The organism is Streptomyces sp. NPDC052225 (genome assembly GCF_040679615.1).
In the GTDB taxonomy this organism is placed as follows: Bacteria; Actinomycetota; Actinomycetes; order Streptomycetales; family Streptomycetaceae; genus Streptomyces.
This window is the reverse complement of sequence record NZ_JBFAVD010000022.1, coordinates 48,953-61,130: the sequence shown is the minus strand read 5'-3', so window position 1 is coordinate 61,130 and position 12,178 is coordinate 48,953. Positions and strand designations below refer to the sequence as shown.

Sequence of the window (12,178 nt, the reverse complement as noted above, 5' to 3'; positions counted from 1 at the left end):
GTGGAGCCCTCGGAGCACGGGCTGCGTCAACGGCTGCGCGGGTCGAGAGCGTCGCGCAGACCGTCACCGAGCAGGTTGAACGCCAGTACGGTGACGAAGATGGCGAGGCCCGGGACGATCATGTACTGCGGGTCGACCTGGAAGAAGTTGACGGCCTGGCTGAGCATTCCGCCCCACGACGCCTGCGGCGGCTGGATGCCGACGCCGAGGAAGCTGAGCGACGCCTCGAAGATGATGTTCGTCGGGATGAGCAGCGTCGAGTAGACGATGATCGGCCCGACCAGATTGGGCAGCAGCTCGCGGAACAGGATGTACGGGCCGCGCGCGCCCATGCCGCGGGCGGCGTCGACGAACTCCCGCTCGCGCAGCGCCAGCGTCTGGCCGCGCACGATCCGGCCCAGGTACGGCCAGTTGAAGAAGCCGATGACGAAGATCAGTACGCAGATGTGCAGCGGCAGTCCGTCGAGACCGAAGGCGCCGCCCTGGAGCGTCGCGGAGATCGAGATCGCGAACAGCAGCAGCGGGAACGCCAGGAAGGTGTCCATCAGGCGGCTGATCACGGTGTCGACGCGGCCGCCGTAGAACCCGGCGACGACGCCCAGGATGGCACCGATCACGTTCGACAGGATGGTGGCGCCGAAGGCGACGACGAGCGAGACCCAGGAGCCCTCCAGGATGCGGGCGAGGATGTCGCGGCCGAACTTCGGCTCCACGCCCAGCGGGTGGTCGACACTCATGCCGCCCCAACCGCCCTTGGGGAGCGACGTGTTGGGGTCGATGAGGTCCTGGTGGAACTCGTTCGGGTCCAGGCCCAGGAGGTGCTGGAGCGGCCGGGCGAGGACGGCGATGAGCACGAGCAGGATGACGACGATGCCGCCGACGACCGCGACCTTGTCCCGCTTGAACCGGTTCCAGGCGATCCGGCCGAGCGACCGGCCCTCGATCCGCGCGTCCCCCGCCCCAGCCAGCACGGCCTCAGGCTGTGCGTCGGCCGCTGCTGGGGTGGTCTCGATCGGTGCGGTCACGAGCGACTGCCCCTTCCCGGCCGGGGGTGACCGGCCCGCACTTGCCGCGGTGGCGGCCTCGTACTCGAACTAAGGACCCGAACGGTCCTGCATGCGGGGAGTCTTCATCGCGGCTGCGATCAGTCGCCAGATCCCTCGGCGAAAGGATGCCTAACCGTGATGCGGTCTGGGGGAATCCGTTATCCGGACGGCCGTGAACGGCGGGCGGACGGTGGGCAGTTGGGATGTTACCGGCCGCAGAGCGGACATTGCGGTGCAGAGGACCGCTTCTCTCCCCCAACCGTGCCGTTCCCGAAATCGTCCCTCGGAGCGGGGAGTTGAGCCGGTATGGGGGTGGTTACTTGTGTCAGTACGAGGCGCCGTACGGCGGCGGGTAGCCGTAGCCGCCGCCCGCCGGGGCCGCCGGCGCCGCGTGCGCCTCACGGTCGTAGAACGGGCGGGCCTGCGCGCGCAGCCACATCGCGACCGGGTCGTACTCGTCCGACATCGCGACGGTCGAGACCGGCAGGCCGTCCGGCACCGCGGGCACGGACTGCTGCATCATCGCCCGCACCGAGTCGACGGAGGCGGGGGACGTGTCGTACACGTCGAGGCCGATCGCCAGGTACGGGGCGCCGAGCGCGGGCTGCACCCAGGCGCGGCGCAGCGAGCGGATCGCGGTGGTGCGGTGCGCGTTCTGCGCCAACACCGCGTAGAACTGGGGGATTTCGATCGTCGGCTCGGACAGCCGCAGCGGGCCCGCGGGCTGCCGGTCGAGGCCGCCCGCGATGCGCCGCAGGTCGAGCCAGGGGATGCCGACGCCGCCGCCGGGGGCGTGCGGGTTGAGCCAGAGGCCGTAGTGGTCGGGGTAGAGGGTGCGGGCCGCGTCGACGCCGCTGACCACCTCGTACGCGCGCGACCAGCCGGAGGCGGAGAGCTCCTGGGCGGAGGTGACGCAGGGGGCGTACGAGAACCCATCCACGTCCATGTTCCCGTACTGGGCGTCGGGCGATCCGGCCTGGCCGTGCCAGAGCAGCATCCAGACCTGCCCGGACGTCGGGTCGGCAAGGGCCTGGAGGAGCGCCTCGTAGGCGTCGTAGCGCCCGGGGGTCACCTGGCGCAGCATGTGCTCGACCTGTCCGGCCGCGGCCGTGCCCGACGCACTCACCCGTAACCGCCCCTTCGTGAACGTCTGTCCCAGCGTGACCGGAGGGCGGTGCGCCGTCCGGTCAGAGCCTGTGTCATCACCACACGGCGGTGATGGCACAGGCTCTTAGGTCATGAAACCAGCTTAAGCGGCGTTCCTGACACCGACTTGACGGACGGCGTCACGCTTCCCGTACGTAGAAGGGGCGCACGTGTGTGCGCATCCAGTCGGCGACCGGGTCCTGCGTGACGTCGAGGAAGACGAGGTTGACCGGCCAGGCGACGGGCGCGCGGCCCAGTGCGCGGCCGAGCGCGTCCAGCGGCAGGTCGCGGGCACCGCCCTCCCACTGCGCGAGTTCCACGCCGACGAACAGGGAGGGGTCTCCGTCCTCGACGACGGCGAGGCAGCGCCGGGCGCTGAGCACGACGCCGGTCGCGGCGAACTCCTCGCGCACGGCCGCCAGGAAGTCGACCGGGTCGTCCTGCCAGTCCGGCTCGGAGAGCACGACCCGGCCGCCGGTGGCCGCGCCGTCCAGCGGGGTGCGGCCGCTGCGGGCCAGTTCGGCCACGGCGGGCGGGGGCAGCGGGACGCCGACGGTGCCGTCCGGGTTCACGGCGATGCCGACCTGCGCGGGCAGGCCGCGCGCGAACTCGACGGCCGGTGCGACGGTGCAGGCCATCCGGCCGCCGGTGACCTGCATGAACTGCTGCTCGGAGCTGAAGACGGGGACGTACGCCTGGCCCTCGATCTCCACGGTCGGCAGATCGAGGTCGCGGCTCGCGGCGCTGCCGCCCCTGGGCAGCGGGATCCAGAGGGGACTGCGGCCGAGCACCTCGACGATGCGGCCGCCGGCCTCGGGGCGGCCGAGCGCCGCGGCGAGGACCTCCTCCAGCTCGTTCGCCGGCCAGCCCTGCGACGGGTGGCCGTACGCGCCCTCGTGACTCCCTGGCATGTCCATAGCTGCCTTCAACCCCTGCTCTGCACCCTGACGCGGCCGCTCCCGCGCGACGCCGACGATAACGCGTACGCCCGAACGGACACCCTCCGCGTCCTTCCGGTTCCGGAGCGTGTCCGACGCTGCGGCCACGGACCTGCCGAAGCCGCCGGAGGCGCGCCCCTCAGCTCTGCCTGAACGTGATCCCGTTGAGCGCGTCCGTCGCCTCGCGGTCGAGCAGCACCGCCGACTCGATCCCGGCCGGCAGATCACCCCGCTCGGTCGACGTGACCAGCGCGCCGACCGCCCTGCGGTGCCGCGCGAACGCGTACCGGGACACCCCGCGCCCGCGGTCCCGCTGGCCTTCCAGGGCCGTGTCCGGCGGCACGTCCAGGAGCATCAGGTGGACCGAGGCGCCGCGCCGCGCCGCCGTCCGCGTCACCCAGCGCCGCACCCACGCCTGGGTGCCGCAGTCGTGCACGACGACGCTGGCGCCCGAGCGCATGGCCCGCCGCAGGCCCACGTAGTGCGCGATGCGGACGAGCGGCCGGTACAGCGCGTACGGCACGCCCGGCAGCCTCGCCGCCCAGCGCTCGCGGGTGTCCTGCGAGTCGATGCGCACGACCTCGACGGCCCGGCGCATCAGCGTCGACTTGCCGCTGCCGGGCAGCCCGGAGATGACGACGAGGTCACCCGCGGCGAAGCCGAGTCTGCGCGGGGTGCGGCCGCCGCGGCCGCGCAGGTCCCGCACCGAGCGCTGGCGCGGGATCCGCACCCCCGGCAGCGCCGCCCCGTAAGCCCCTGCCACTGCCTTCTGCACCGTGATCGTCCTCCCCGTTCCGGTCACGCCACTCTTGCCCGCCAAGTGTAAAGAGAAGGTAATGCCCTGCGAGGGGTTTCCCCGTTCCGCGGGCATGCAATGATGTGCGCGCAAACTGCATACCGGCCGCTTGAATCCGCGCGGGAGAGTTCCGGCGCTCGTCGACCACGGTGACGAGTGCCCGGACGCCGAAGGAGCAAGTTCCTCCCTTGAATCTCTCAGGCCCCGTACCGCGCGGGCGAGGCAGATCTGAAAAGCGGGCCGCCCCTTGACGTACGGCGGCCCCACCCAAGGTGCAAGCCCCTCGGGGCGAACCTCTCAGGTTCCGATGACAGATGGGGAGGACTACCTCGCCATCTGCCATGCCCCGGGAGCACCAGCCATGACCCGTACGACCTCTCTCGACGCCCTGCATCGCTCGCTCGGCGCGACGATGACCGACTTCGCCGGCTGGGACATGCCCCTGCGCTACGGCAGCGAGCGTGACGAGCACAACGCCGTACGCACGAAGGCGGGCCTGTTCGACCTGTCCCACATGGGCGAGATCACCGTCAGCGGTCCGGCCGCCGTCGACCTTCTCAACCACGCTCTGGTGGGCAACATCGGTTCCGTCGGCGTCGGCCGCGCCCGCTACACGATGATCTGCCGCGAGGACGGCGGCATCCTGGACGACCTGATCGTCTACCGGCTCGAAGAGACGACGTACATGGTCGTCGCCAACGCGGGCAACGCCCAGGTCGTCCTCGACGCCCTCACCGAGCGCGCCGCCGGCTTCGACGCCGAGGTCCGCGACGACCGGGACGCGTACGCGCTGATCGCCGTGCAGGGCCCGCACTCCCCCGCCATCGTGAAGTCCGTCACGGACGCCGACCTGGACGGCCTGAAGTACTACGCGGGGCTGCCCGGCACCGTCGCGGGCGTCGAGGCACTCATCGCGCGCACCGGGTACACCGGCGAGGACGGCTTCGAGCTGTTCGTCTCCCCCGCCGACGCCGAGAAGCTGTGGCAGGCGCTGACCGAGGCGGGCGCCGAGTACGGCCTGATCCCGTGCGGCCTCTCCTGCCGCGACACGCTGCGCCTGGAGGCGGGCATGCCGCTGTACGGGCACGAGCTGACCACCGAGCTGACGCCGTTCGACGCCGGGCTCGGCCGGGTCGTCAAGTTCGACAAGACGTCGCACGGGGACGACTTCGTCGGGCACGACGCCCTGGTGGCCGCCGCCGAGCGCGCCGAGACGAACCCGCCGCGCAAGCTCGTCGGCCTGATCGCCGAGGGCCGCCGCGTGCCGCGCGCCGGGATGTCCGTCGTCGCCGACGGCACGGTGATCGGCGAGGTCACCTCCGGCGCCCCGTCCCCGACCCTGGGCAAGCCGATCGCCATGGCGTACGTGGACGCCGCGCACGCCGAGCCGGGCACGCGGGGCGTGGGCGTGGACATCCGCGGTACGCACGAGCCGTACGAGGTCGTGGCCCTGCCGTTCTACAAGCGCCAGAAGTAGCTCGCGCTCCCCCTCTGTCACCAGCACCTTCCCGCGTACAGGAGAATTCGCATCATGAGCAACCCCCAGCAGCTGCGTTACAGCAAGGAGCACGAGTGGCTGTCGGCCGTCGAGGACGGCGTCGCCACGGTCGGCATCACGGAGCACGCGGCCAACGCGCTCGGTGACATCGTGTTCGTCCAGCTTCCCGAGGTCGGCGACACCCTCACCGCGGGCGAGACCTGCGGCGAGCTGGAGTCCACCAAGTCGGTCTCCGACCTGTACTCCCCCGTCAACGGCGAGGTCGTCGAGGCCAACCAGGACGTCGTGGACGACCCGGCCCTGGTCAACTCGGCCCCGTTCGAGGGCGGCTGGCTGTTCAAGGTCCGCCTGGCCGACGAGCCGAAGGACCTGCTCACCGCCGACGAGTACACCGAGTTCTCCGGGAGCTGAACCGCACCATGAGCGACAAGTCCGTTCTGAACGAGTCCCTGCACGCGCTCGACCCGGAGGTCGCCGCCGCGGTCGACGCCGAGCTCAAGCGCCAGCAGTCGACCCTGGAGATGATCGCGTCGGAGAACTTCGCTCCGGTCGCCGTCATGGAGGCCCAGGGCTCGGTTCTCACCAACAAGTACGCGGAGGGCTACCCCGGCCGCCGCTACTACGGCGGCTGCGAGCACGTCGACGTCACCGAGCAGATCGCGATCGACCGTGTGAAGGAGCTGTTCGGCGCCGAGTACGCCAACGTGCAGCCGCACTCGGGCGCCTCCGCGAACCAGGCCGCCCTGTTCGCGCTCGCCAAGCCCGGCGACACGATCCTCGGCCTCGACCTGGCGCACGGCGGTCACCTCACGCACGGCATGCGCCTGAACTTCTCGGGCAAGCAGTTCGAGGTCGTCCCGTACCACGTGGACGACAACGGGCTGGTCGACATGGCCGAGGTCGAGCGCCTCGCCAAGGAGCACCGCCCGAAGGTGATCATCGCCGGGTGGAGCGCCTACCCGCGCCAGCTGGACTTCGCCGAGTTCCGTCGCATCGCCGACGAGGTCGAGGCGTACCTGTGGGTTGACATGGCGCACTTCGCCGGTCTCGTCGCCGCGGGCCTGCACCCCAACCCGGTGCCGTACGCCGACGTCGTCACGTCCACGACGCACAAGACGCTCGGCGGTCCGCGCGGCGGCATCATCCTCGCCAAGAAGGACTTCGCGAAGAAGCTGAACTCGTCCGTCTTCCCGGGCTTCCAGGGCGGTCCCCTGGAGCACGTGATCGCGGCGAAGGCGGTCTCCTTCAAGGTCGCCGCGAGCGAGGGCTTCAAGGAGCGACAGGAGCGCACGGTCGAGGGCGCCCGGATCCTCGCCGCGCGTCTGACCTCCGATGACGCCCGCGCCCACGGCGTGAACGTGCTCTCCGGCGGCACGGACGTGCACCTGGTCCTCGTCGACCTGCGCAACTCCGAGCTCGACGGCCAGCAGGCCGAGGACCGCCTCCACGAGGTCGGCATCACGGTCAACCGCAACGCCGTCCCGAACGACCCGCGCCCGCCGATGGTGACGTCCGGCCTGCGGATCGGTACGCCGGCGCTCGCCACCCGCGGCTTCGACGCCGACGACTTCCGCGAGGTCGCCGACGTGATCGCCGAGGCGCTCAAGCCGTCCTACGACGCGGCCGCGCTCAAGGCCCGCGTGACCGCTCTGGCCGACAAGCACCCGCTGTACCCCGGCCTGTAGCAATTACGTACGCTTTGCGGCGTACGAACTTTCGGGGCACCCCGCACACTGGACAGTGGGCGGGGTGCCCCGAACCACGTCCCCCGCTTGTCCCGGCAGACAACGGCGTCTACCACCATCATTGGAGTTCCACCGTGGCCATCTCGGTCTTCGACCTGTTCTCGATCGGCATCGGCCCGTCCAGCTCCCACACGGTCGGCCCCATGCGCGCGGCCCGCATGTTCGCGCGGCGCCTGAAGAACGAGGGCCTGCTCGACGGCACCGTCTCGATACGGGCCGAGCTGTACGGCTCGCTCGGCGCGACGGGCCACGGCCACGGCACCCCGAAGGCGGTGCTGCTCGGTCTGGAGGGCGAGTCCCCCCGTACGGTCGACGTGGAGCACGCCGACGAACGCGTGGAGGCGATCAAGGAGTCCCGGCGGATCAGCCTGCTCGGCAGGCACGAGATCGGCTTCGACTTCGACGACGACCTGATCCTGCACCGCCGCGAGACGCTCGCGTACCACGCGAACGGCATGACGCTGTGGGCGTACGACAGCGACGGCAAGGAACTGCTCACCAAGACGTACTACTCGGTGGGCGGCGGCTTCGTCGTCGACGAGGACGCGGTGGCGGGCGAGAACCCGATCGTGCCGGACGACACCGTCCTGAAGTACCCGTTCCGCACCGGCGACGAGCTGCTGCGCCTCACCCGCGAGACCGGCCTGTCGATCCCGGCGCTGATGCTGGAGAACGAGAAGGCCTGGCGCACCGAGGACGAGATCCGGGCCGGCCTGCTCGAACTGTGGCGCGTCATGCAGGCCTGCGTCTCGCGCGGCATGTCCCGCGAGGGCATCCTGCCCGGCGGCCTCAAGGTCCGCCGCCGCGCGGCGAGCTCGGCCCGCAAGCTGCGCGCCGAGGGCGACCCGCTGGCCCACGCCATGGAGTGGATCACCCTCTACGCGATGGCGGTCAACGAGGAGAACGCGGCGGGCGGCCGGGTCGTGACCGCGCCGACGAACGGCGCGGCCGGCATCATCCCCGCGGTCCTGCACTACTACATGAACTTCGTGCCCGGCGCCGACGAGGAGGGCGTGGTCCGCTTCCTGCTGTCGGCCGGCGCCATCGGCATGCTCTTCAAGGAGAACGCCTCGATCTCCGGCGCCGAGGTCGGCTGCCAGGGCGAGGTCGGCTCCGCCTGCTCGATGGCGGCGGGCGCCCTCGCCGAGGTCCTCGGCGGCTCCCCGGAGCAGGTGGAGAACGCCGCGGAGATCGGCATGGAGCACAACCTCGGCCTGACCTGCGACCCGGTCGGCGGCCTCGTCCAGATCCCGTGCATCGAGCGCAACGGCATGGCGGCGGTGAAGGCCGTCACCGCGGCCAAGATGGCGATGCGCGGCGACGGCTCCCACAAGGTCTCCCTCGACAAGGTCATCAAGACCATGAAGGAGACCGGCGCCGACATGTCCGTCAAGTACAAGGAGACGGCGAGGGGCGGCCTCGCCGTCAACATCATCGAGTGCTGATCCCGGCGGCCTGGAGGTGCAGGTGCTCCAGGGCGTCCCGCAGGACGGTCCCGGCGTGCCAGGACAGCCAGCCGCCGACCATGTGCTGGATCCGATCCAGCTCGGCCAGCTGCACGGGCCTGAACCCGGTCAGGGGGCGGGCGTGGTGGCTGGAGATGACGCCCCGCGCGATGCCGTCCAGGCCGGTGAGCGGGACGCTGTGGGCGGCGCGGCTGCCGCTGTCCAGGATGACCTGGCGCGTCTCCTCGTCGAAGATCTCCGTGCTGGCCACGTCCCGCACCGTGACCTGCCGGGCGGCGTGCGCGGCACGGTGGCAGGACGTGCCGTCCCCGACGAACGCGAAGTAGTCGACGAACGCCCGGGGATGCCCCTCGTGCCGCTCCATGCGCAGCACGTCCGCCTCCTGCAACTGGGCGTTGCCGGACTCCGCGCCGACGACGTCCATCACCCGGTGCAGGGCGGCCTTGAGGACCTCCCCCTGGTTGCGCGGGTCGAGCGGGCCGGCGCGCAGTCCGGTCAGCGCGGGCGGGTCCGTGCGGGTGCGGCCGGGAAACCAGAGCGAGTCCCGGTCAGGGGGCGGGCTCGTCGTGCTCAGCGCGGCGGCGACCTGGTGGAGCTTGACGTTGAAGCGCTGCGACGACTCGCGCAGGAGCGTGAACGCCGTGTCCCCGTCGGGGAGGTGGTAGCGGCCCATCAGCATCCCCTGGGCGAGGGCGACCCGGGAGCGGGCCCGCTCCTGGGTCCGCAGGCTCCGCACCTCGTCCCGCAGGGACCGGACCTCGCTCTCCAGGTCCTCTTCCGCGGGGTTGCCCGCGGCAGGGTGCGGCTGTCTGTCGGAGTGCATGGAAATCGGCCTTTCGGCGAGTCTGGTCGAGGACGCGCGGAACCAAGCGGACCTCGAGCCGCCGGTCGGCATCGTCGCCGACCGGCACAGCTCGCTCAGGGGCCCCTCAAGGGCTCGGCCCGGCGTGGTGCCTGCTTCCCAAGCACGTGATCCGACCGTATCTCCCGCCGCCGCGACACGTCACCCCGGCCCCGGCCACCGGATCTTCACAAGGTCGCGGCCGCCGACTCCCCCGCCGCGCTGCCGGCGAGCCACTCGTCCCAGCTCAGGTTGAAGGCCGCGTAGCCGTTGTCCGCGGGGGCCTTGGCGCGCGGCGAGCCGGTGATCGTCACCGGGTCGCCCTGCTTGACCTGCTGGTAGAACCACTTGGCGTCGGACATCGACAGGTGGACGCAGCCGTGCGAGCCGCGGGCGCTGCCGCTGCCCGGGTTCGGGTCGCCGGTCGAGTAGTGCACGTACGTACCGGACTGGGTGAGGTGCACGTCCCAGGGCAGGGTCAGGTCGTAGTAGTTGGCGCTGCCCTTGTCGCAGCTGATGCCGACGCTGCAGGAGGTCATGTGGACCTTCTCCTGCTTGTCGATGACGGCCATCGTGCCGTTCCAGGTGGGGTACTCGGCGCTGCCCGCGTTGATGGACAGGGTGCGCAGGGCCGTGCCGTTCTTGGTGACCTTCATGGTGTGGCCGGTGACGGAGACGGCCGCGCGGACGTCGTCGCCGACGGTGAACGTGTGCGTGTAGTCGTGCACGCCGTACCGGCCGTTGCCGTTGCTGACGCCCTCCATGTCGGCGACGACCTTCACCTTCGTACCGGAGGGCCAGTACTCCTTCGGACGCCAGTCGGCGCGCTTGTCGCCGAACCAGTGCCAGGCGCCCTCGACCGGCTGCGAGGCGCTCACCTTCATGTGCTTCTCCACGCCGGCCCGGGCCTTCGCCGCGACCGGGTTGGTGAACACCACCGAGATCGGCATGGCCACGCCGACCTTGGTGCCGGTCTGCGGGGTGATCGTCTCCAGGAGCATCGGCGGACCCTTGGGCTTGGTCGGCGACGGCTTGGCGCTCGCGCTCGCCTTCCCCTTGCCCGCCCCCTTCCCGTCGTCCCCGCTCGCCGCGTTCCCGCTCCCGCCGCCACAGGCGCTCACGCCCGCCAGCGCCGCGACCGTCACGAGCGCGATTCCTATGCCAGTGCCCTTGCGCCGTCCCACGACCTGCCCCGATCTCCGCCACCACTCGCCCCTCTGACAGGGGCGGACCCTCTGTCAGACAGTGAGAAGGACGGCGGTAGTTGCATGCTGTGTGGCAAAGCGTGTTCCAAGATTGCGGCCACTCATGCGTGTGCGCGGCTGGCACGATGGACGCTCGACCTCGTCGCCCCACCGACCGGAGGCCCGCATGATCCGTGGCATCGACGTCAGTTCGCATCAGGCCACGTTCGACACGGACGGTGTGTCGTTCGTCCTCGTGAAGGCGACGGAGGGGCGGTCCTACGTCAATCCGCGGCTGGCCGCGCAGACGAAGCGGGCCCGTGACGCCGGCTGTGTCGTCGGCTTCTACCACTTCCTGTGGCCGGGGAACATCACGGCGCAGGCCGAGTACTTCGTGAGCAAGGCGCCGGAGCAGCCCGGGGACCTGCTGGCGGCGGACTGGGAGACGACCGGGGAGGGGACGCGGGCGAGCAACGCGGAGAAGGACCGGTTCATCCGCGAGGTGAAGCGGCTGCGGCCCGGTCACCGGGTGCTGTTGTACTGCAACCGCGACTACTGGCTGAACCGCGACTCGACGTCCTACGCCGGTGACGGGCTCTGGATCGCCGACTACGTCACCGCCGGCAAGCCCCGTATCAAGGCGGACTGGGTGATCCACCAGTACACGGACCGCCCCCTCGACAAGGACGTGGCCGATTTCGCGAGCGAGGACGCGCTGCGCGAATGGGCCACGCCCTGACGGGGGTCCGGGCCGCCGGGGATCAGGCGCGCCACTCGGCCGTGCGGGTCGGGGAGGCCGCGTCGAGGGCCTTGCGCACGGCGGCCGCGTCGGCGGCCAGGCCGTAGACGGGGGTGCCCGGCTGCTGGCGCCAGGAGTCGTCCTGACCGCCGGCGTCGACCGCGTCGAAGCCGATCTCGTCGAGGAGGGCCGTCACGACCTGCTTGGCCGCCGTGTCGTCGCTCGCGATCGGCAGGGCGACGCGGGCCGGGTCGCCCTTCGGACGGGGCTTGTCGAGGATGTCGGCGGCGTACGTGCCGTTGAAGACCTTGACGACCTGGTGGCCGAGCTGCCGCTCCGTCCAGCGGCTCTCGGTCAGGCCCTCGTCCTCGATGCCCTCGATCTTCCCGTCGCGCTGCTGCGGGTAGTAGTTGCCGGTGTCGATGACGGCGACGTCGGCGGCGGCGGTGTCGAGGAGACCCTTGGGGAGGTTCGGCACGGCCTTCAGCGGGATGGTGACGACCACGACCTGCGCGTCGCGCACCGCGTCCTCGATGGTCGCGGGCGTCGCGCCGGTCTCCTCGGCGAGCGCGGTGAGGGTCTGCGGGCCGCGCGAGTTCGCGACGTGCACGTCGTGGCCGACGGCGGTGAAGCGCCGGGTGAGGTTGCCGCCGATGTTGCCCGCGCCGATGATGCCGATCTTCATGTGAGGTGCCCTTCGGGAGTCACTCTTCGGGAGATTCATGCATGTGCATGGAGTGCGAACCCCCGGTACGGGAGGACTATTCCTGGGCTCGGCT

Annotated in this window: 12 protein-coding genes and 1 riboswitch; of the genes, 5 read left to right on the top strand and 7 right to left on the bottom strand. The window is 71.0% G+C overall.

Going from position 1 to position 12,178, the window contains the following annotated elements; all coding sequences use genetic code 11:
- Positions 1-26 precede the first annotated feature (26 nt).
- The 4 genes from AB0L37_RS27895 to AB0L37_RS27880 all read right to left on the bottom strand — a co-directional run bounded on the left by AB0L37_RS27895 (position 27) and on the right by AB0L37_RS27880 (position 3,905).
- The gene (locus AB0L37_RS27895; RefSeq protein WP_365511047.1) at positions 27-1,025 is read right to left on the bottom strand and encodes an ABC transporter permease; all 999 of its coding nucleotides are present in this window, start codon (positions 1,023-1,025) and stop codon (positions 27-29) included.
- A gap of 346 nt (positions 1,026-1,371) precedes the next feature.
- Positions 1,372-2,172 (bottom strand): enhanced serine sensitivity protein SseB C-terminal domain-containing protein, encoded by an 801-nt coding sequence (locus AB0L37_RS27890; protein WP_365511044.1) that lies wholly within the window; start codon positions 2,170-2,172, stop codon positions 1,372-1,374.
- Between the two features lie 160 nt (positions 2,173-2,332).
- Positions 2,333-3,109, bottom strand: coding sequence for an enhanced serine sensitivity protein SseB (locus AB0L37_RS27885; protein WP_365511041.1), 777 nt, complete (start codon positions 3,107-3,109; stop codon positions 2,333-2,335).
- A gap of 160 nt (positions 3,110-3,269) precedes the next feature.
- Positions 3,270-3,905, bottom strand: a complete 636-nt coding sequence (locus AB0L37_RS27880) for an AAA family ATPase (protein ID WP_365511038.1) — start codon at positions 3,903-3,905, stop codon at positions 3,270-3,272.
- Positions 3,906-4,036: 131 nt separating this feature from the next.
- Positions 4,037-4,148, top strand: a riboswitch (glycine riboswitch).
- 139 nt (positions 4,149-4,287) lie between these two features.
- Here AB0L37_RS27880 and gcvT point away from each other — a divergent pair.
- The 4 genes from gcvT to AB0L37_RS27860 all read left to right on the top strand — a co-directional run bounded on the left by gcvT (position 4,288) and on the right by AB0L37_RS27860 (position 8,614).
- The gene (gene gcvT / locus AB0L37_RS27875) at positions 4,288-5,403 is read left to right on the top strand and encodes a glycine cleavage system aminomethyltransferase GcvT (RefSeq protein ID WP_365511035.1); all 1,116 of its coding nucleotides are present in this window, start codon (positions 4,288-4,290) and stop codon (positions 5,401-5,403) included.
- A gap of 54 nt (positions 5,404-5,457) precedes the next feature.
- Positions 5,458-5,835 carry a glycine cleavage system protein GcvH gene (gcvH, locus tag AB0L37_RS27870; RefSeq protein WP_365511033.1) on the top strand — a complete coding sequence of 126 codons (378 nt, stop codon included), beginning with the start codon at positions 5,458-5,460 and terminating at the stop codon, positions 5,833-5,835.
- A gap of 8 nt (positions 5,836-5,843) precedes the next feature.
- A complete protein-coding gene (glyA, locus tag AB0L37_RS27865; protein WP_365511031.1) occupies positions 5,844-7,109 on the top strand; it encodes a serine hydroxymethyltransferase in 1,266 nt (421 codons plus the stop codon).
- 134 nt (positions 7,110-7,243) lie between these two features.
- Positions 7,244-8,614: an L-serine ammonia-lyase gene (locus tag AB0L37_RS27860; RefSeq protein WP_365511029.1), complete on the top strand. Its 1,371-nt coding sequence runs from the start codon at positions 7,244-7,246 to the stop codon at positions 8,612-8,614.
- Here AB0L37_RS27860 and AB0L37_RS27855 read toward each other — a convergent pair.
- A complete protein-coding gene (locus AB0L37_RS27855; protein ID WP_365511027.1) occupies positions 8,601-9,458 on the bottom strand; it encodes an ANTAR domain-containing protein in 858 nt (285 codons plus the stop codon). The two genes, AB0L37_RS27860 and AB0L37_RS27855, sit on opposite strands and share 14 nt — an antisense overlap.
- 206 nt (positions 9,459-9,664) lie before the next feature.
- On the bottom strand, positions 9,665-10,660 hold the full coding sequence (locus AB0L37_RS27850) for a L,D-transpeptidase (RefSeq protein WP_365511024.1): 996 nt from the start codon (positions 10,658-10,660) through the stop codon (positions 9,665-9,667).
- A 187-nt stretch (positions 10,661-10,847) separates the two neighbouring features.
- Between AB0L37_RS27850 and AB0L37_RS27845 the strand changes: the two genes are divergently transcribed.
- On the top strand, positions 10,848-11,399 hold the full coding sequence (locus AB0L37_RS27845) for a glycoside hydrolase family 25 protein (protein ID WP_365511021.1): 552 nt from the start codon (positions 10,848-10,850) through the stop codon (positions 11,397-11,399).
- A gap of 22 nt (positions 11,400-11,421) precedes the next feature.
- On the opposite strand, the gene AB0L37_RS27840 is transcribed toward AB0L37_RS27845, so the two are convergent.
- Positions 11,422-12,123, bottom strand: a complete 702-nt coding sequence (locus tag AB0L37_RS27840; RefSeq protein ID WP_365511018.1) for an NAD(P)-binding domain-containing protein — start codon at positions 12,121-12,123, stop codon at positions 11,422-11,424.
- Positions 12,124-12,178: the final 55 nt, after the last annotated feature.

Coding starts and splice junctions, on each gene's coding strand:
- glyA (WP_365511031.1), top strand. CDS start 5,844: ATGAGCGACAAGTCCGTTCTGAACGAGTCCCTGCACGCGCTCGACCCG.
- gcvH (WP_365511033.1), top strand. CDS start 5,458: ATGAGCAACCCCCAGCAGCTGCGTTACAGCAAGGAGCACGAGTGGCTG.
- AB0L37_RS27885 (WP_365511041.1), bottom strand. CDS start 3,109: ATGGACATGCCAGGGAGTCACGAGGGCGCGTACGGCCACCCGTCGCAG.
- AB0L37_RS27840 (WP_365511018.1), bottom strand. CDS start 12,123: ATGAATCTCCCGAAGAGTGACTCCCGAAGGGCACCTCACATGAAGATC.
- AB0L37_RS27845 (WP_365511021.1), top strand. CDS start 10,848: ATGATCCGTGGCATCGACGTCAGTTCGCATCAGGCCACGTTCGACACG.
- gcvT (WP_365511035.1), top strand. CDS start 4,288: ATGACCCGTACGACCTCTCTCGACGCCCTGCATCGCTCGCTCGGCGCG.
- AB0L37_RS27855 (WP_365511027.1), bottom strand. CDS start 9,458: ATGCACTCCGACAGACAGCCGCACCCTGCCGCGGGCAACCCCGCGGAA.